The 20,009-nt window shown below is 68.9% G+C and carries 8 protein-coding genes and 2 pseudogenes; 8 read left to right on the top strand and 2 right to left on the bottom strand.

Annotated features, from left to right (window positions below; all coding sequences use genetic code 11):
- Nucleotides 1–561 precede the first annotated feature (561 nt).
- The 5 genes from glk to ACZ5Z2_RS17060 all read left to right on the top strand — a co-directional run bounded on the left by glk (nucleotide 562) and on the right by ACZ5Z2_RS17060 (nucleotide 8,748).
- On the top strand, nucleotides 562–1,659 hold the full coding sequence (gene glk / locus ACZ5Z2_RS17080; protein WP_464759770.1) for a glucokinase: 1,098 nt from the start codon (nucleotides 562–564) through the stop codon (nucleotides 1,657–1,659).
- Between the two features lie 91 nt (nucleotides 1,660–1,750).
- Nucleotides 1,751–2,497, top strand: a complete 747-nt coding sequence (locus ACZ5Z2_RS17075) for a TonB-dependent receptor plug domain-containing protein (protein ID WP_464759769.1) — start codon at nucleotides 1,751–1,753, stop codon at nucleotides 2,495–2,497.
- Between the two features lie 3 nt (nucleotides 2,498–2,500).
- On the top strand, nucleotides 2,501–4,636 hold the full coding sequence (locus tag ACZ5Z2_RS17070) for a TonB-dependent receptor (protein WP_464759768.1): 2,136 nt from the start codon (nucleotides 2,501–2,503) through the stop codon (nucleotides 4,634–4,636).
- Nucleotides 4,637–4,778: 142 nt separating this feature from the next.
- On the top strand, nucleotides 4,779–7,097 hold the full coding sequence (locus ACZ5Z2_RS17065; protein ID WP_464759767.1) for a beta-N-acetylhexosaminidase: 2,319 nt from the start codon (nucleotides 4,779–4,781) through the stop codon (nucleotides 7,095–7,097).
- A gap of 586 nt (nucleotides 7,098–7,683) precedes the next feature.
- Nucleotides 7,684–8,748 carry an acyltransferase family protein gene (locus ACZ5Z2_RS17060; RefSeq protein ID WP_464759766.1) on the top strand — a complete coding sequence of 355 codons (1,065 nt, stop codon included), beginning with the start codon at nucleotides 7,684–7,686 and terminating at the stop codon, nucleotides 8,746–8,748.
- Here ACZ5Z2_RS17060 and ACZ5Z2_RS17055 read toward each other — a convergent pair.
- Nucleotides 8,733–12,731, bottom strand: a pseudogene (locus ACZ5Z2_RS17055) (Lhr family helicase); the annotation flags it as partial. The gene ACZ5Z2_RS17060 and the pseudogene ACZ5Z2_RS17055 sit on opposite strands and share 16 nt — an antisense overlap.
- Nucleotides 12,732–12,881: 150 nt before the next feature.
- A pseudogene (locus tag ACZ5Z2_RS17050) lies at nucleotides 12,882–13,553 on the bottom strand (DEAD/DEAH box helicase); the annotation flags it as partial.
- Between the two features lie 166 nt (nucleotides 13,554–13,719).
- Here ACZ5Z2_RS17050 and ACZ5Z2_RS17045 point away from each other — a divergent pair.
- The 3 genes from ACZ5Z2_RS17045 (at nucleotide 13,720) to ACZ5Z2_RS17035 (ending at nucleotide 19,845) form a co-directional block, all read left to right on the top strand.
- Nucleotides 13,720–15,717 carry a S1 family peptidase gene (locus ACZ5Z2_RS17045; protein WP_464759765.1) on the top strand — a complete coding sequence of 666 codons (1,998 nt, stop codon included), beginning with the start codon at nucleotides 13,720–13,722 and terminating at the stop codon, nucleotides 15,715–15,717.
- Nucleotides 15,714–16,538, top strand: coding sequence for an alpha/beta hydrolase (locus ACZ5Z2_RS17040; RefSeq protein ID WP_464759764.1), 825 nt, complete (start codon nucleotides 15,714–15,716; stop codon nucleotides 16,536–16,538). The genes ACZ5Z2_RS17045 and ACZ5Z2_RS17040 overlap by 4 nt, the downstream gene beginning before the upstream one ends.
- A gap of 139 nt (nucleotides 16,539–16,677) precedes the next feature.
- On the top strand, nucleotides 16,678–19,845 hold the full coding sequence (locus ACZ5Z2_RS17035) for an efflux RND transporter permease subunit (RefSeq protein ID WP_464759763.1): 3,168 nt from the start codon (nucleotides 16,678–16,680) through the stop codon (nucleotides 19,843–19,845).
- Nucleotides 19,846–20,009: the final 164 nt, after the last annotated feature.

The following is a 20,009-nucleotide window of genomic DNA, read 5'->3' as shown; positions in this document are numbered from 1 at the left end:
AACGGCGCGGACAACCGCGAACGCGGCGACGCCAGCGGCCGCCGAAGGCTCTTTATTGGCCGCAAAGTACAACGTTGTCAACAGGGCGTGGCGCCTCGGTCTGAATTTGACCATTCGCGTCGAGCGCAGCTCGCGTCGGCGAGCGCACGCTGGGAAGCGCCATGGATGGCGCTGGCTTTGGGGAGCGAGGAAGTCGAAACGCCATGTGCCCGTCGACTTCGGCCCTGGCGGGCCTGCGCTCAGGGAGAACGGCATCGGATCAAGGCGCCGCCGACGGCACGTTGCGCGGCATGGCGCCAATGGCCGTGGCGCCGCAAAGGCGTTTTCGAGCAAGCCCGGTTTTGTCGCGACGCAACAGCCGCAACCGGTGCGCCTGTGGCCATCGCCATCCCCGTGCCAACGGTCATATTGCGTCAGCCGCAGCGGCTTATGAAAATTTCGGGACAGCCACTTGACAACGTTGTCATGACGATTCCAGACTCCCAACCCATCGCCTGCCGGCGACCGCGCGCGCATCGCGCGCCGCGCCGGTGGGCCGCAGCGGATATCGGGGGAAACCACGTGGGAGAGTTCGCCAGCCAGCGTCATGCCGCCCAGCCGGTGCCATCGGCGGTGCCGCACGGCGTGCTCGATCGGGCCGAGCCGTTCCTCGCCGCCGACGTGGGCGGCACCCACGCGCGCATCGGCCTGATGCGCGCCGCGCCGGCCGGGCAACCCCCGGTCAGCGTGCTGCACTACCACCGCTACTGCTGCGCCGACTGGGCCGACCTCGGTGCCGTGCTGCGCGACTTCATGGCGCGGCTGCCGTCCGCCGGCCATGCCGAGCTCGCCGCGCGCGTGCGCCGCTGCGTGGTGGCCAGCGCCGGCGTGGTGCTGGACGATCGCATCGTCAACGAGAACCTGCCCTGGCCGGTGTCCATCGGCGCGCTGCGCGAACAGCTCAAGCTGGCGCAGTTGGAGGTCATCAACGATTTCGAGGCGGTGACCTGGGCCACCCAGTTCCTCGGCACGGACGAAACCCTGCCGGTGATCGACGTCGCCCAGCCCGCGGCCCGCGGCCCGGTGCTGGTGATGGGGCCGGGCACCGGCCTGGGCTCGGCGGTGCTGCTGCCGCGTGCCGACGGCCATGCCCAGGTGCTGCCCACCGAGGCCGGCCAGATCGCGCTGGCGCCCGGCAACGAGCGCGAGATCGAGATCCTGCGCGTGCTCGCGCGCGGCCGCGCCTACGTCTCCTGCGAGGACGCGCTGTCCGGCCCCGGCCTGCTCAACCTCTACCACGCGCTGTGCGAACTGCGCGGCAGCCCGGTATCGCTGATGACGCCGGCGGAAGTCACCGGCGCCGCGCTGGCCGGCCACGACGGCACGGCGACGGAGACGCTGCAGGTGTTCTGCGGCCTGCTCGGCAGCTTCGCCGGCGACCTCGCGATGCTGTACGGCGCCAGCGGCGGCGTGTTCCTCGCCGGCGGCATCCTGCCGCAGATCCACGGCTTCCTGCGCAACAGCGCGTTCGCCGAGCGCTATTTCAACAAGGGCGTGATGCGCGCCTGGCTGCAGAAGGTTCCCGTACGACTGATTGAGCACGGCCAGCTAGGTGTCATCGGCGCCGCCGGCTGGTTCCTGGAGGAGCGGCAAGGAGAACACACCATGCCACCGCTCTAGCGACACGGCGCCGAACGCCGCAACCGAAGTCAACCAAGCAAGCCACACGACCACGGTCACCGACCGATCCAGCCTCTGAGGGGAGGAAACCATGAACCATCGCAAGACACTGCTTGCCGCGAGCATCGTCGCCGGCCTGTGCCTGTCCGTCGGCGCGTATGCGCAGGACAGCACGCAAACCCAGAACACCCAGAACGGCAGCGCGGCGAACAAGAAGGACGCCAAGCAGCTCAATGCGGTTGTCGTCACCGGCATTCGCAACAGCCAAGCGCTGTCGATCGATACCAAGCAGGCCGCCAACTCGCACATCGAGGTGGTGTCCGCCGTGGACATCGGCAAGCTGCCGGCGAAGAACGTGGCCGACACCATCGCCCAGTTGCCCGGCGTGAACATCGCCGATGCGGCCGGCTCCGAAGGCGGTTTCGACGAGGCCGACCGCGCCAGCATCCGCGGCAGCGCGCCTTCGCTCACCCTCACCACGCTCAACGGCCATGCGCTGGCCTCCGGCGACTGGTTCGTGCTGGCCGGCGGTACGCGCAGCGTGAGCTACTCCATGCTGCCGTCGGAGCTGGTCAGCCAGGTGGTGGTGCACAAGACCTCCGAAGCGCGTCTGCTCGAAGGCGGCGCCGCCGGTTCGATCGACATCATCACGCGCAAGCCGCTGGAGTTCGCCAAGCAGGTCACCACCGAGGCCAGCGTTGGCGCGGTGTACGCCGACCTGCCCGGCAGCACCAAGCCGCAGTTCAACGGCCTGTTCAACTGGAAGAACGACAGCAACACGTTCGGCGTGCTGGCCGAAGCGTTCTACGAGGAACGCTCGCTGCAGCGCAATGGCTAGGAAATGCTGGGCTACTCCTACGTGCCGACCGGATCGGCGGCGGCCACCAGCCTGGGCCTGGGCGCGGCCTCGCCGGGCAGCAAGAGCACCGGCGTGTTCTATCCCAACCTGCCGGGCGCGGTGCTGTTCACCCAGACCCGCAAGCGCAAGGGCGGTTCGGTCGACCTGGAGTGGAAGGCGGCCGACAACCTGAGCTTCAACCTCGACGGTTTCTACTCCAAGCTCGACGCCACCGACTACAACCGCAACTACATGCTGCGCCTGCGCGAGCAGCTGCCGGTCCAGCCGATTACCGGCACCGTGCAGAACAACGTGATCACCAGCGCGAACCTGCCGGGTGCCAGCAACATCTCGCAGGGCATCTACGACATGATCTCGCGTCCGGGCGAGGGCGAATCCAGCGCCTACGTTACCCTCGACGCCGACTGGAGGGCCACCGATACCCTCGACTTCAAGTTCCAGGGCGGCGTCACCCGCGGTACCGGCTTCACGCCGACCGAGGACATCATGGAGATGGACACCGGCTACGGCCAGACGGCCAACTATGCGATGAACGGGCTGGGCAAGCCCTTCAGCCTGGGCATGAGCGGCAACAACGGCACGTACAATCCGGCCACCGTCGGCCTCGACTGGATCTTCGGCGACCAGAACATCCACGTGGTCGACAAGGAGAAGTGGTTCCAGGTCGACGGCGAGCAGGACTTCGACTCCGGCGTGCTCTCCTCGCTGCAGTTCGGCGCCCGCTACTCCGATCACACGCACGAGAACCTGGTCGCGATCGCGCAGGGCCCGAACTGGGCCTCGGCCGTCAACTTCACCCCGAACTCCACCCTGTGGCCGGCCAGCACCCAAAGCTACACCGACCCCCTGTCCAGCGGCCTCGGCAGCATCTGGTACTGGTCGCCGGCCCAGCTGGCCGCGCTCAACGCCACCTATGCCAACCGCGCCGGCAGCGGCCCGGCTTCGCGCTTCTACCCCAACGACATCTACTCGCTGGAAGAGAAGAATTCCGAAGCCTATTTCCAGGCGAACTTCGAGGGCAGCAACTGGAGCGGTAACGTCGGCCTGCGCTACGTCTCCACGAACGACAAGATCGGCTACACCAGCGCCTCGATCCTTGAGAGCGACCACACCGGGCCGTTCAACAACTCGCCGTGGTATGTGAATGGCTGGTACTGGAACTACCACCACGCTCACTATGGCAAGTTGCTGCCCAGCCTGAACTTCAAGGTCAACCTGAACGAGGACGGCAGCCTGCTTGCGCGCTTCGCCGCCTCGCAGACCCTGACCCGCCAGGACTACGGCCAGCTGACCGGCAACGTGGCGCTCTCCGATCCGATGGCCGCGGGCGTGGTGGGCGGCGGCTCGGGCCCCAACCCCGACCTGAAGCCGCTGATCTCCACCAACTTCGACGCCTCGCTGGAGTGGTACTTCGCCAAGCGCGGCCTGTTGTCGGCCAGCGTGTACCAGATGGATCTCAACGACTATTACGACTACGGCACGGTCACCCGCAGCTATCTCAACAACTACCTGACCTACGGCACCAGCAACCCCTCGCACACGCCGGTCTACAGCCAGTACCTGGTGAGCGTGCCGGTGAACGTCAATGGCACCTTGAAGGGCGTCGAATTGAACTGGGTGCAGCCGATCGGTGAGCACCTCGGCACGCAGCTGAACTACACCTACGCCAACGGCCATTCGTCGGGCGGCACCTACCTCTACAACGGCGACGGCACCTTCGGCGACAACCTTGCCGCCGGCAACCGCCCCTTGTACGGCACCTCGCGCACCACGGCCAATGCGTCGGTGTTCTACGAAGACGACGTGTGGAATGCCCGCCTCAACTACACGTACCGCTCGTCATTCTACGACGGCATGATGATCGTGCAGGCCGGTGGCCTCGGCAACACGCCGCCGCTGCTGCCGTACTACCAGGCCGGGCAGGGTTACCTGTCGTTCTCGGCGGGCTACAAGATCAACGACAACATCAACCTGTCCTTCAGCGCGATGAACCTCAACAACCCGAAGCTGCGCTACTACGACGTTGGCAGCCAGGCTGGCCTGAACTTCGGCAAGGTGCCCGAGGCGTTCTACACGAACGGCCGCCAGTACTACTTCAACGTGAACTTCAAGTTCTGATCCACCGCTTCACCGCGACAACCCGCGGGCCACGGACGGCCCGCACTCTCCCCGAGCGGGCCCGGCTTCACTTTGCGGGCCCGTCTTTTTGCGCCCATCGGCCGCGGCGGTGGCATGCTGGGTCGCCTCGCAGGAGTTGCCGATGAACCGTTCCGCCTCGCTGTTCCGCGCTTGCCTGCTGTTCGTGCTTGCCCTGCTGCCGCTGCATGCGGCGACGGCCGGCGAGGCGGCAACGCCCTCCCTGATTCCGCTGCCGGCGCAACTCTCGTTGCAGCACGGCGGCTTCGCCGTGGATGCGGACACGCCCGTCGTGCTGGCCGACCACGACGCCTCGACGCGGCAGACCGCGGATTACCTGATCGACCTCGTAGCGCGCACGCGCGGCCTGCGCCTGCGCATCGCCGGCGACGCCAAGGCCGCGCATGCCATCGTGCTGGTGCGCGACCCGCAGGCGCCGGTGGCGCAGGCCGAGGGCTATGCGCTGGACGTCACGCCGCAAGGCATCCGCATTGCCGCGCGCGACGCCGCCGGCCTGTTCCATGGCGCGATCACGCTGGCCCAGCTGCTGACGCCCGACGCGAAAAAGGGCGCGGTGGACGTGCCCGCGCTGTCCATCCGCGACTGGCCGCGTTTCGCCTGGCGCGGCCTGATGCTGGATTCCGCGCGCCATTTCCAGAGCGTGGCCGAGGTCGAGCAGCTGATCGACCAGATGGCCCAGCTCAAGCTCGACGTGCTGCACTGGCACCTCACCGACGACCAGGGCTGGCGCATCGAGATCAAGCGCTACCCCGAACTGACCAGGATTGGCGCCTGGCGCACGCCGCCCGACGCCGGCCAGGACGGCGAGCCGCAGCGCTACGGCGGCTTCTACACGCAGCAGCAGATCCGCGCCGTGGTAGCCTACGCCGCCGTGCGCCACGTCACCATCGTGCCGGAGCTGGACATGCCCGGCCACGCGCAGGCCGCGGTGGCGTCGTATCCGCAGATCGGCGTGACCGGCCAGCGTCCGCGGGTCTCGGTCGACTGGGGCGTGAACCCGTGGCTGTACAACGTCGACGACAGCACCTTCGCCTTCATCGACAACGTGCTCGACGAGGTGATGGCGCTGTTCCCCTCGCAGTACATCCACGTCGGCGGCGACGAGGCGATCAAGAACCAGTGGAAGGCCTCGCCCGCGGTGCAGGCGAAAATGCGCGCGCTGGGCATCACGAACGAAGACGCGCTGCAGGGCTGGTTCATCGGCCGCATCGGCCAATACCTCGAAAAGCACGGCCGCAAGCTGATCGGCTGGGACGAGATCCTCGAAGGCGACAACCTGCCCGCCGACGCCACCGTGATGTCGTGGCGCGGCACCGACGGCGCGATCAAGGCCGCGCTGCTCGGCCACGACGTGGTGATGTCGCCCTCGCCGCAGCTCTACTTCGACCACGTGCAGGGCGACCTCGCCGACGAGTATGCCGGCCGCCTCGGCGTGGAATCGCTGAAGGATGTCTACGGCTTCCAGGCCGTGCCCGGCGTGCTGAACGCCACGCAGGCGAAACACGTGCTGGGCGTGCAGGCCAACGTGTGGACGGAGCACCTGCCGACCATGGAGCTGGTGGAGCACGCCGCCTTCCCGCGGCTGGACGCGCTGGCGGAGGTGGCCTGGTCGCCGGCTGCCACGAACGACTGGCATGGCTTCCTCGCGCGCCTGCCGGCGCAGTTCGAGCGCCAGCGCGCGCAGCACGTGGCCGTGGCCGACAGCGCCTTCGCGGTGGGCATCGCGGTGGATCGCAACGTGGCGCTGGCCACCGGCAAGGCCACGGTCACGCTCTCCGACCAGGCCGGTTTCGGCGCCATCCGCTACACGCTGGACGGCAGCGCGCCCACGCCGGCCTCGCCGCTGTACGCCGCGCCGTTCAACGTGAGCCCGCCCGCCACCGTGCGCGCCGCCAGCTTCGCCGCCGATGGCAGCGAACTGGCGGCGCCGCGCGAGCGCAGGCTGGATCGCGCCGCCCTGCTCAGCCTGCCCGGCACCGAACTGGGCAACTGCGCCGGCAGCGATTTCCGCCTGCGCCTGCAACCCACGCCCGACGCCACCAGCACCCAGCCGGTGTACGCGGTGAACATCTTCGACAACTGCCAGCAGTTCCCCGCCACGCTGATGGACGGCGTCGCCGCGATCCACGTCGATGCCGTGCGCCTGGTGCGCAACTACGCGCTGGCCGGCGACGCGAAGCTGGTGGTGTCGCGCCCGCACGCCACGCCCTTCGGCGAACTGGTGGTGCACGCCGACAACTGCGCCGGCACGGTGCTCGCCAGCCTGCCGTTGCCCGATCCGGCGCACAGCCCGCGCCAGTTCAAGCTGGACGCGAAGCTGCCTGCGCAAAGCGGCGTGCACGGCCTGTGCCTGGCCTACGCCACGCCCACCGACGGCCCGCTGTACGCAGTGGGGCGGGTGTCGCTGGAGGCGAAACCATGAAGCGGGTCTTCGGGAGCGCAACCTGTAGGCAAAGGCTCCCATCCTGGAATATTGCGAGCCTGCCCGTCATTCCGGCGCAGGCCGGAACCCGGTAGCCGCAGGGTTTGAACGAGCGTTATCGTCACTGGATCCCGGCCTCCGCCCACTGCTGTCCTGAATAATCTGGGGATGGTGTAGAAGGATGAAGGCCCGCGCCGCTTGCACGAAGCATGGCGAGAAGGCGACTTCATTTCCGATAACGACCACCTATCCAGACTGTCATCCCGGCGAAGGCCGGGATCCAGTAGCGACCATGTTCGCTCAGGCCGCACGGCCACTGGATGACTCGCTTCGCTCGCCCCTTCGGGGCCGCCCTGCGGGCGTTCTGCGCGCTTCGCGCTTGTCCGGCCTGCGCTGGAATGAGGAGAAAGATCGCGGCCACGAATGTTCAAAATTATTCCGGACAGTAGTGGGCCTCCGCCGGGATGATGCCGAAAGTCAGGGGCGCCTGGTTGCTTCAGCTCGTAAACATCGCGCGCGGTGCGGCGGGGTCGAAGGACGGTTGTCGGGCTTTATGCCGGCCGGATCAGCCACTGGAGCAGAACGCATGAACAAACGCCTCGCCTCCCTCGATGCCCTGCGCGGCATCACCATGGCCTGCATGCTGCTGGTCAACGATCCGGGCACCTGGTACCAGGTGTATCCGCAGTTGAGCCATTCCGCGTGGAACGGCTGCACGCTCACCGACCTGGTGTTCCCGTTCTTCCTGTTCATCGTGGGCGTGTCGATCGCGATGGCGATACTGCCGAGGCTGGAGCAGGGCGTCGCGCCTGCCGGGCTGCGCAATGCGGCGCTGTGGCGCGCGGTGCGCATCGTCGCGCTGGGACTGGCGCTCAACGCCGCCTCGGCGTGGTGGCCGCCGGGCCACGACCTGCGCTTTCCGGGCGTGCTGCAACGCATAGGCGTGTGCTTCGCGGTGGCGTCGATTCTGGCCATCTATACGCCCAGACGCGCATGGGTGATCGCCATCGTGGCGCTGCTTGCCGGCTACGCCGCGCTGCTGCTTGCCGGCGGAACCCTGGCGAAGTGGGACAGCATCGTCGACCACGTGGACAGCGCCGTATTCGGCCGGCACGTGTGGGAAACCAATGCGGCCACCGGCCAGCGGCACGATCCCGAAGGACTGCTCAGCACCCTGCCAGCCATCGCCAACAGCCTGTTCGGCCTGTGCGCGGGCGTGTGGCTGCGCGAGCGCCGGCTCAAGCGCCTGCTCGCGGCCGGCGTGGCCGCGGTGGCGCTGGGCTGGTTGTGGTCGTACTGGATCCCGTTCAACAAGAACCTGTGGACGCCCTCCTTCGTGCTGTGGACGTCCGGCTGGGCGACGCTGGCCCTGCTCGCCTGCCACTGGCTGGTCGACGTGCGCGGCTGGCCACCGCTGGGCCGCCGCTTCGGCATGAATGCGATCGCCGCCTACGCGGGCTCGGAACTGATGCAGGTGGTGCTGCCGCCGACGGGCTGGCAGGACGCCATCTATACCCACGGCTTCGCCAGCTGGATCGCGCCGTGGGGCGGCGAGAAGCTCGCCTCACTGGGCTACGCCATCGCCTTCGTGGCGTTCTGGTGGGTGATCGTGTGGTGGATGGACAGGCGGCGCATCTATCTCAAGCTGTGAAGCGCCTGCCGCGCGGCCTGTGTTTCCGTCGCCGACAGTTCGGCCAGCGCGACGAACTTGCCCGCGACCTGCGCGGCCACGGGCATGCCGTCGCGATAGAGCACGCGCGAACCGGGCACCGCCGGCACCTTGTCGCCGGCCAGCACGCCGCCCACCAGGTTGAGCGGGTCGCAGCCGCCCACCACGGCCAGTTCGCCGTCGTCCGCGCGCTGGCGGATAGCGCGCAGCGGCGCGATGGCCTCAGGCAACGCGAACTGCTCGCCCACCAGCCCTTCCACGAAGCGCCCGCCGCGGATCTCGCCGCGCGCTTCGAGCCGGCGATACACGCGCAGCAACTCGCGCCACGACGGCAGCCACGGCGCCTCGCGCTCCAGCAGTTGCCAGAACACCACGCCGTAGCGGGCGAGCAGGGCGCGGGCGACGTGCTCTGTTTCAATCGAATCGCCTCGGCGCGAAGCGCCACGTTCGCCTCCTCTCCCCTGCGGGGAGAGGATTGAGGTGAGGGGCTGTTCTTGCCGCGAGCCTTCATCTGGCTTCTCCGCAAGCACCCGCCCCTCATCCGACCCCTGCGGGGCCACCTTCTCCCCGGCGGGGAGAAGGGAGGAACGAACCAGCGACCACCTTCCCGCATCCTCGATCCCACCGAACACATGCCGCCGCATGCGCCGGTGCCGCGGCGCCTCGCGCTTCGCCGCGGGCAGCAGCAGCGCGCGCAGGCCGGCGAAGCTGTCCGCGCTGACGCGGCCGGCGGCGACCAGCTCGCCCAGCGCGTCCTCCAGCTCGGTGCGCAACAGGTGGGCGATGGATTGCAGCTCGTCGAAGAACAACGCGCCGTGTTCGCGCAGTGCGTCGGCCACCGCCTGCGCGCGTGACGAAAGCAGGCTTTCCTGCGGCGACGATTCCTGTGCGACGGACGTCCAGACGGCCATCTGCCGGCGCGGCAGCAGCACGATGGGCGTGGCGCGCACCGGGCCGTTGCCGCCACCGGCGCGCAGCCGGCTCCAGCCGATGCGGCCGGCGCGGCACAGTTCGTCCAGCCAGTTCGCCGAATAGTCGGCGATGCGTGCGGGCAGGATTTCCGCTTCCCACGCGCCGGCTGCCGCCTCGTAGCCTTCCAGTTGCGCCAACACGGCCGGCAGCGCGTCGGGGCCGCGCAACCGCGTGGCGGGGCTGGCGTGCTGCCAGTCGAGCAGGAAGCGCATCAACTGGCGCCGGCTCACCGGCTCGATCTCGCGCCGCAGCCGGCCCAGCGTGTAGCGGTGAATGCGCGCCAGCAGGTGGCGCTCGCACCATTGCGTTTCGCCGATAGTGGGATCGAAATGGCCCTGGATCACGTAGCCTTCGGCTTGCAGGCGCAGCAAAGCGGTTTCCGTGTCGGCGGGCGTCACGCCCAGCGGCGCGGCGAGGGCTTCGACGGTGACCGGGCCGAGGCCGAGCAGTCGGCCGCGCACCAGTTCGCGCAGGGCGTCCTCGCGTGTCCAGGCTTGCGCGGCGTATTCGGCGGGGGACGCGATGGCGGGATGCAACGATGCCGCGGGATGCACGGCCTGCCACAGCGGGAGTTTTTCGGCACAGACCCACACGCCATCGTCTCCTTCTCCCCTTTGGGGAGAAGGGTGGGATGAGGGGCGGGTGCTTGAGGTGACACTTCCAAGAGCCTGCTTTGATGTGGACTGAGGCGAGAGTGTCCCCTCACCCCAGCCCTCTCCCCGAAGGGGAGAGGGAGACAGGAGCGTGGCGCGCTGGTCTTTCGCCAGTGCGCACAGCCTTTCGTCCCAGCCTTCGTTCGCCGCCGCTTCCCCAGACGTGATCCCGCCCAGCGCCTCCAGCGCCTCGTGCATCTCGTCGATGCTGCGCACTTCCGGCCACGCCTCGGCGCGCACGGCGGCGATGGCGTCGGGGTCGAGCCGGCCGAGGTCGCCGGCGCTGGCGGGGCCATCCTGCCGCACGGCGCGGGTGCGGCGCTCCTCCAGCGGCGCGTCGTCGAGGAAGGCGTAGGGCGCGGCGTTGAGCACCGCGCCGGCGAGCGGGCTGGGCGCGGCGAGGTCGCGCGCGACGAGGCGGATTTCGCCGTTTTCGAGCCGGCGCAACAGGCGCAGCAGGCCGTCCACGTCCATCGCCTCGCGCAGGCAGTCGTGCAGGGTCTGCGCCACCAGCGGGTGGTCGGGAATCTGCCGTTCGCCCACGATGTTCTCCAGGCAGGCCACCTGGTCGGGGAACACCGCGGCGAGCAGATCCTCGCTCTTCATGCGCTGCAGCTGCGGCGGCACTTTCTTCCCGCCCGCAAAGCGCGGTAGCGCCAGCGCGGTGACCGCGTTCCAGCGCCAGCGTGCGGGGAACAGCGGCGCGTCGAGCAGGGCCTGCACCAGCACGTGCTCGGCGCTGTTCGAGTGCAGATAACGCGCCACCTCCTCCAGCGGAAAGCTGTGGCTGGTGGACAGCGACAGCACGATCGCATCCTCGGTGGCCGCGGCCTGCAGTTCGAAGTTGAACTGGCGGCAGAAGCGCTTGCGCAGCGCCAGTCCCCAGGCGCGGTTGATGCGGCTGCCGAACGGCGCGTGGATCACCAGCTGGGTGCCGCCGGATTCGTCGAAGAAGCGCTCGAACACGATGACCGATTGCGTGGGCAGCACGCCCAGCGCGGCTTTCGCGCTGGCGAGGTAATCGAGCAGTTGTTGCGCGGCGGCTTCGCCGAGGCCGAGTTCGTCGCGCAGCCACATGAATGCTCTGCTCTCCTCTCCCATCGGGAGAGGGGTTGGGGGTGAGGGTTCGGTATCGCCGGAACCCTCCGCGAAAACCGTACCCTCACCCCTGCCCCTCTCCCGAAGGGAGAGGGGTTCAAGCAAGGCATCGATCTCCCCGCGCAAGCGCGACACCGCGAACGAGAGCTCGTCCGTGCGTCCCGGCGCCTCGCCCAGCCAGAACGGGATGCTCGGCGGCACGCCGTGCGCGTCCTCCACGCGCAGGCGGTCGCGTTCCACGCGCAGGATGCGATAGCTGGTGTTGCCGAGCTGGAAGATGTCGCCGGCGAGGCTTTCCACCGCGAAATCCTCGTGCACCGAGCCGACCACGGTGCCTTGCGGCTCCAGCACCACGAGATAGTCCGCGGTGTCGGGGATCGCGCCGCCGGAAGTGAGCGCCACCAGCCGCGCGCCGCGCCGCGCGCGTACCTGGCGATGCACGGCATCGCGATGCAGGTAGGCGGCACGCGCGCCGCGCCGGGTGGTGAAGCCTTCGGCCAGCATGCGCAGCACGGCGTCGAAGTCCGCACGCGCCAGCGCGCGATACGGATGCGCGCCGCGCACCAGCGCGTACAGCGCGTCCTCGTCCCATTCGCGGCAGGCCACCTCGGCGACGAGCTGCTGCGCCAGCACGTCCAGCGGCTGCGGCGGCTGCACCAGCGCGTCGAGTTCGCCGCGGCGCACGGCGTCGAGCAGGGCGGCGCATTCCACCAGGTCGTCGCGCGTGGTGGGGAACAGCCGCGCCTTCGGCGTGCCGCCGACGTGGTGACCGGAACGGCCCGCGCGCTGCAGGAAGGCGGCGATGGAACGCGGCGAGCCGAGCTGGCAGACCAGATCCACGTCGCCGATGTCGATGCCCAGCTCCAGCGAGGCGGTGGCCACCAGCACCGCCAGCTCGCCGCGCTTCAGCCGCTGCTCGGCGTCGAGGCGCTGCTCCTTGGCGAGGCTGCCGTGGTGCGCGGCCACGGCTGCCTTGCCCAGCCGTTCGGACAGATGCCGCGCCGCGCGCTCGGCCAGCCGCCGCGTGTTGACGAATACCAGGGTGGTGCGATGCGTCTGCGCCAGTTGCGCGATGCGGTTGTAGACCAGCTCCCAGGCGTCGTTGGACATCACCGCTTCGAGCGGGATAGGCGGGAGTTCGAGGGCGAGGTCACGCTGGCGGACGTGGCCCGTGTCGATGATGGCGACGCCGCTTTTAGCGTTGGCCTCCTCTCCCCTTTGGGGCACGCGGGGAGCGGCCATGGATGGCCGCGGCTTTGAGGAGCGAGGAGAGGATTGAGGTGAGGGGTGGGTGCTTGCGCCAGCCTCACCCAGATCAGGCTTCGATGAAATCTGCGGCAAGCTTGACCCCTCACCCCGACCCTCTCCCCAAAGGGGAGAGGGAGATGTTGCGCCGACTAAAAAGTCGGCAATTTCTTCTATGGGTTTCTGCGTCGCCGACAACCCGATCCGCTGCAGGCGCCGCTGGCACAGCGATTCCAGCCGCTCCAGCGTCAGCGCCAGGTGCGCGCCGCGCTTGCTGCCGGCCACGGCGTGGATCTCGTCCACGATCACGCTGCGCGTGCTCTTCAGCATCTCGCGGCCGGAAGCCGAGCCCAGCAGGATGTACAGCGACTCCGGTGTGGTGACGAGGACGTGCGGTGGCGTCTTGCGCATCCATGCGCGCTCGGCCTGCGGCGTGTCGCCGGTGCGCACGGCGGTGCGGATCGCCACTTCGGGCAGCTCGCGCCTTTCCAGCTCGGCGCGGATGCCTTCCAACGGTTCGTCCAGGTTGACGTGGATGTCGTTGGAAAGCGCCTTCAGCGGCGACACGTAGACCACCCGCGTCTCGTCCGGCAGCGCGCCGCCGTTCGCCACGCCTTCGCGCACCAGCGCGTCGAGCGCGGCGAGGAAGGCGGTGAGCGTCTTGCCCGAGCCGGTGGGCGCGGCCACCAGCACGTGGCTGCCGGAACGGATCGCCGGCCACGCCTGCGCCTGCGCCGCGGTAGGCGCGTCGAAACGGCCCGCGAACCAGGCGGCGACGGCGGGGTGGAATCCGTTCAAGGGGGAAGCATCCGCGGGCATGCAGGCTGGGTGCGGCGAGGATCGGGACTGTCGATTCTACGCGTCCCGTTTTGCCCGCGAATCGCCATGCACGGCGGCACGCTGGCATGCCAAGATGCGCGCTGGCCGCCGTCCGCGAGGATGCCTAGGGGAGTCCGCGGATCGCGTCTTCATGCGAAGGAAACGTATGCGTACTTGGTGCGATGGGACGATCCGCCGCCTTGGCCGGATCGCGATGCTGGCGCTGGCGGCGGGGCTGGCCATGCCGGCAGCGAAGGCGGCCAGCCTCGATGCTGCGCTGCTGCCGAAGATCCAGGCGGCCACGTTCGAGGTGGTGCAGGCCAAGCCGGCCAGCGACCCGCTGACCTACGAGAAGCCGCTGCCGCTCGACCTGCTGCCCTACCAGGAGCGCACCGACAAGTACTACTCCATCGGCACCGCGTTCGCGATCGGCCACGGCCGCTACGTCACCGCGGGCCACGTGCTGATGGCCGGCCAGGGCAGCCTGTGGGGGGCGCCCGAGCTGCGCGACGGCGCCGGCCACGTCTATCCCATCGCCAGGATCGAGAAGTTCTCGCTGCGCCAGGATTTCGTGGTGTTCACGCTGGCGCAGCAGCCGGCCGGCGACGCCGCGCTGGCGATCGACCGCACGCCCGCGCTCAACCAGGTGGTCTACGCGGTGGGCAACGCGCTGGGCACCGGCGTGGTGATCCGCGACGGCCTGTACACCTCCGACACGCCGGAGGAGCAGGACGGCGCGTGGAAGTGGATGCGCTTCTCCGCCGCCGCCTCGCCCGGCAACAGCGGCGGCCCGCTGCTGGACAAGGACGGCAAGGTCATCGGCGTGGTGCTGATGAAGTCGGCCAACGAGAACCTCAACTACGCGCTGCCGATCCGCGAGGTGCTGGACGCGCCGGACGACCGCGCGGTGATCGACCGCCGCGTTCCCTACCAGTTCGACCTGTTCGACACCACCAACATCGACACCTTCAAGGCGCAATTCGCGCTGCCGATGAGCCTGGGCGATTTCTTCGCGCGCTACCAGAAGCTGGAGGACGCCTACGTGGACGGCCAGCTCAAGACCCTGCTGGCCAAGGAGCCGGAGCGGGTTTTCCCGAACGGCGCCGGTTCCAGCCGACTGCTGCACAGCGCCGCCCGGATGGACGGCCTGCCTGCCCTGATCGGCCGCGACAGCACCGGCAACTGGGATGCGGCGGTCAAGGCCGGGCCGCGAATCCCGCTGGAGAACAACGGTTTCGTGGCCCTCGGCGTGGTCGGCAAGAACCTGCTGTTCCACCTGCGCAAGCCGGACGGCGTCACCGATGCGCAGCTCTATGCCGATCCGCAGCGGCTGATGGACACGCTGCTCAAGACCGGTTACCTGCACCGCCCGGTCGCCACCGAAAGGATCAAGGTCACGTCGCTGGGCAAGCCGACGCTGGACACGTCGTACACGGATCGCTGGCAGCGCCGCTGGCAGGTGCGCGCGTGGCCGGTGCCGTTTGCCAACGAAGACGCCCTGGTGCTGACCCTGCCCGTGCCGGACGGCTACGTCGGCCTCATGCGTGGCCTGCCCGCCCGCCAGCGGCACGACTACCTCATCAACCTGGAGGCGATGGCCGACTTCTTCGACACCGCCTACGAAGGCACCCTCGCGCAGTGGCAGGATTTCCTGAAGAACAAGGATCTGCTGCCGGCGGCGTTCGCGGACATCAAGCTCGACATCGACTACGGCCACCGCTTCGGCTACGCCTCGCCGCGCCTGCGCTTCGACTTCACGCCGCAGGTGCAGAAGATCGGCGCGAACAGCCTGCTGATGCTCGGCTTCCGCTTCTTCCCCGATAACGGCAAGGTCGCGTGGGGCGTGGGCGAGGTGCGCGTCTGGAAGGACAGGGCCGCGGACGACATGGATCGCGTCGACATCGAGCGGGTCGCGCACCCCTCGGACGACCTCGACGACGACTACAAGAGCGCGTGGCGGAAGATGTCGCAGCGCGAGCATCCCTACGACGCCGTCGCGCGCAACGAGGGCGACATGACGCTGATCGACACCGTGGTGGATGCAGGAACGGGAAAGGACGCGCTGTACCTGGTGTCTTCCGGCGTGGAGGGCACGCATCCGCAAGCCGACATGAAGGCCAAGCTCGACCTGCTGACGAAGAACCTGCAGGTGACGGAGCATTGACCGCGGCGGCCTGGCTGGAAATGCCCGACGGCCAGCCGCTGCGCCTGCACGACTGGCCGCTGCCGCAGGCGCGCGGCGGCGTGCTGCTGGTACACGGGCTGGGCGAGCACGCGGGCCGCTACGGCCAGTTGGCGCAATGGTTCAACCAGCGTGGCCATGCCGTGCGCGGCTACGACCAGCGCGGCCACGGCGAAAGCCCCGGGCCGCGCGGCGTGCTGGCCCATCCCGACGATCTGCTGGCCGATCTCGCGGTGGTGCACGCGGACTACGCGCGCACGCTGGGCGCCGCGCCGCTGCTGCTCGGCCACAGCATGGGCGGCCTGGTCGCGTTGCGCGCCGTGCTGGACGAGCGCATCACGCCGCGGGCGCTGGTGCTTTCCTCGCCCGCGCTGCGCAGCCATGCCTCGCCGGGCCTGCGGCGGCTGGCCGCGGCGCTGTCCCGCGCGTTGCCGAACCTGCGCCTGCGCAACGGCCTCGACCTGCCGCGCCTCAGCCACGATGCGCAGGTGGTGGATGCCTACCGCGCCGATCCGCTGTGCCACGACCGCGTCAGTCCGCGCCTCGCCGACTTCATCTTCCGCGCCGGCGCGTCGTGCCTGGCCGAGGCCGGGCGCCTCGACGTCGCCACGCTGCTGCTGGTGGCCGGCGAGGATGCGCTGGTCGACGCCGGCGGCAGCCGCGATTTCTCCGCTGCCGCGCCTGCGCAGCGGCTCACCACGCGCTACTTCGCGTCGCTGTACCACGAGCTGTTCAACGAGGCCGAGCCCGGCCGCGGCCAGGTGCTGATGCAATTGGCGGACTGGCTGCAGCGCCTGCCGTGATGCGCGCAAACCCGTGCCTTTCGGCAGGGGCCGCCTTCAGGCACATTCGCCGCGGCGCAAAGCAGGGCATAAAAGAATGCCGGGAACGTACGCTTGACGCGCGCTGTCTCCCGTTATGCTGGCGCGCCACGGAGGACACGTGAACATCTTCGCACCCATGATCCGACGGCCCGTCGGCACCTCGCTGCTGGCGATCGGCCTGGCCATCGCCGGTTTCTGGGCCTACCTGCTGCTGGGCGTGGCGGCGTTGCCGTCGGTCGAATTCCCCGGCGTGGTGGTGTTCACGTCGACGCCGGGCGCCAGCGCGCAGACCATGGCGAACACCGTGGTGGCGCCGCTGGAGCGTCACCTGGGGCGCATCCCCGGCATCAAGCAGATGGCGTCCAACGCCAGCGAGGGCGGCGCGCAGATCCAGATCCTGTTCGACATGAGCCGCAGCGCCGACCAGGCCGCGCGCGACGTGCAGCAGGCGATCAATGCCGCCATGCCCGACCTGCCCACCGGGATCACGCCGCCGCAGTTTTTCAAGTTCGACACCTCGCAGATGCCGATCCTGCTGATCGCGGTGAACTCCGCCAGCCTGTCGCCGGACAAGCTCTACGACCTCACCGACACCCTGCTGGAGCCGGCGGTGGCGCAGGTGCCGGGCGTGGCGCAGGTGCAGGTGGACGGTTCGCCGCACGCGGTGCGGGTGGCGCTGCATTCCGACGCGATGGCGCACGTCGGCGTCACCGCCAACGACATCGCGAACGCGCTGCGCGCGGCCAACGTCACCGCGCCGCAGGGCGTGCTCAGCGACGGCAGCACCCAGCTCACGGTGAGCGCGAACGACTCCCTGCACAGCGTGGCCGATTTCGCCAGGCTGGTGATCGCCAGCCACAACGGCGTGGCCGTCCACCTGGCCGACGTGGCCACCATCACCGGCGGCCAGCAGGATCAGTACGCCGCGGTCTGGTTCAACGGCGAGCGCTCGGTGCTGCTGCAGATCAGCAAGCGCCCGGAGGCGAACTCGGTGGCCACGGTGGAGGCCATCCTCGCGCGCCTGCCCGAGCTGCACGCGCTGATGCCGGCGGACGTGCAGATCCGCCCGATCTTCGACCTCACCGCCACCACCAAGTCCGCGCTGCACGAGGTGAACGTGGCGCTGCTGATGAGCGTGGTGATGGTGGCGCTGGTGATGCTGGTGTTCCTGCGCCGGCTGCGGCCCACCCTCATCGCGATGTTCAGCGTGCCGTTGTCGCTGGCCGGCGCGTTCGTGCTGATGTGGGCGCTGGGCTTCACGCTCAACACGTTTTCGCTGGTGGCGCTGGTGCTGTGCGTGGGCTTCGTGGTGGACGACGCCATCGTGGTGATCGAGAACATCGTGCGCCACATGGAAGCCGGCATGCGGCCGCTGGAGGCCGCGCTCGCCGGCGTGCGCGAGATCGGTTTCACGGTGATCTCGATCACGCTGTCGCTGATCGCGGTGTTCGGGCCGATGGTGTTCGGCAACAACATGTTCGTCATGTTCATGCGCGAGTTCTCGGTGACGCTGATCGCCACCATCGTGATCTCCGCGCTGGTGTCGCTCACGCTCACGCCCGCGTTGTGCGGGCACTGGCTGGCGCACGGGCACGATGCGCCGGCGCGCGAGCCGGGCCGGCTGGAGCGCTGGGCCGAGCGCTTCGATCAGTCGTCCTTGCGCCTGTACGAGCGCGGGCTGGACTGGGCGATGAAGCATCGCCGGCTGATGCGCTGGCAGCCGCCCATCCTGCTGGTGCTCACCATCGCGCTGGCGGTGCTGGTGGGCATGACCGCCGGCGGCGGCTTCATGCCGAAGGAAGACATCGGCCTGCTGCAGGCGCAGATCCGGGCGGACGCCAACATCTCGCCCACGCAGATGGCGGCGCGCACCCAGGCCATCACCAACGAGGTACGCGCCGATCCGGCGGTGCTCGACGTCACCAGCATCCTCGGCGGCAACAACAACAGCGGCGCCGTGGGCAACCGCTCCACCCTGTTCATCGACCTGAAGGAGCATGGCAAGGGCGGCCGCCAGGAAACCGCGCAGCAAGTGGTGGATCGGCTGTCGGCGAAGTTCAAGAACTTGGCCGACATGGAAGTGTCGCTGACGCCGGTGCAGTTCATGGGCGGCGGTGGCGGTGGCGGCAACGGCGGCCCGCAGTACTCGTTCCAGCTCAGCAGCACCAGCGGCGCGCCGCTGCAGCAGCCCACATTGGCGGTGGCCAAGGTGATGCGCGGCATGAAACAGTTCCGCGACGTCACCACCAGCTACGACACCATCGGCAAGCAGCAGATGCTGGAGGTGGATCGCAATGCGGCGGGGCGGCTGCGGATCAGTATGGGCGAGGTGGACGATGCGCTGAACAAGTCGTTCGGCCAGACGCCGGTATCGACGATCTACTCCGGCATCAACCAGTACTCGGTGGTGCTCACCTCGGACAAGGCCGATTCGCTGAGCCCCGACGCCCTGCTCAACACCTACGTGCGCAACGCGCAGGGCAAGATGATCCCGCTGTCGGCGGTGGCGCGCATCCGCCCGATCACGGCGCCGCTGAGCATCAGCCACTTCGACCAGATCGAGTCGTCCGAGATCAGCTACAACCTCGCCAAGGGCACCACCCAGATCGAGGGCCTGAAGCTGGTGGACCAGGCGATCTACGCCGCCAACCTGCCGGCCGGCATCCAGAAGAAGTACACCGGCGACAACCAGAACCTGATGGACTCGCTCACCAATTCGCTGCTGCTGCTGCTCGCGGTGATCGGCGCGATGTACGTGGTGCTGGGCATCCTGTACGAAAGCCTGATCCACCCGCTGACCATTCTCTCCACCCTTCCCGCCGCCGGCATGGGCGCCTTCCTCGCCATGCTGCTCACCCACACCCAGCTCACCCTGATGTCGGTGATCGCGGTGCTGATGCTGATCGGCATCGTGAAGAAGAACGCCATCCTGATGGTGGACTTCGCCCTGGTCGCCGAGCGCGAGCGCGGCATGGCGCCGCCGGCGGCGATCCGCGAGGCGGCGCTGGTGCGCTTCCGCCCGATCACCATGACCACCCTGGTGGCGATGGGCGCCGCGCTGCCGCTGGCGATCGGCTTCGGCGTGGGTTCGGAAATGCGCCAGCCGCTGGGCATCGCCATCCTCGGCGGCCTGTTCGTGTCGCAGCTGCTGACCTTGCTCAGCACGCCCGCGATGTACCTGTGGCAGCACGACCGCCGCGAGCGCAAGGCCAAGCGCAAGGCGCTGCGCGAGGAGATCCGCCGCCAGCGCGAGGTGGCGAAGCAGATGCCGGCATTGCCCGGCTGATCACGATCGTGCCCGCGGCCTTGGACGGGCCGCTGCGGGCCCGGCGGTGCTGCCTGGGCGCGCGTGCGGCACCGTCCACGGCTGCTCGCGCGGAAGGTCGCGTGCCTGCCGTGGCGCATGCGGCACGCATCGAGCATGCTGCTTGACCTTGCCCCAAGGGCAGG

It is taken from the genome of Rhodanobacter sp. G1 (genome assembly GCF_055397855.1).
This window is presented reverse-complemented; position numbering and strand designations above follow the sequence as displayed.

Coding starts and splice junctions, on each gene's coding strand:
- ACZ5Z2_RS17075 (WP_464759769.1), top strand. CDS start 1,751: ATGAACCATCGCAAGACACTGCTTGCCGCGAGCATCGTCGCCGGCCTG.
- ACZ5Z2_RS17070 (WP_464759768.1), top strand. CDS start 2,501: ATGCTGGGCTACTCCTACGTGCCGACCGGATCGGCGGCGGCCACCAGC.
- ACZ5Z2_RS17065 (WP_464759767.1), top strand. CDS start 4,779: ATGAACCGTTCCGCCTCGCTGTTCCGCGCTTGCCTGCTGTTCGTGCTT.
- ACZ5Z2_RS17060 (WP_464759766.1), top strand. CDS start 7,684: ATGAACAAACGCCTCGCCTCCCTCGATGCCCTGCGCGGCATCACCATG.
- ACZ5Z2_RS17045 (WP_464759765.1), top strand. CDS start 13,720: ATGCGTACTTGGTGCGATGGGACGATCCGCCGCCTTGGCCGGATCGCG.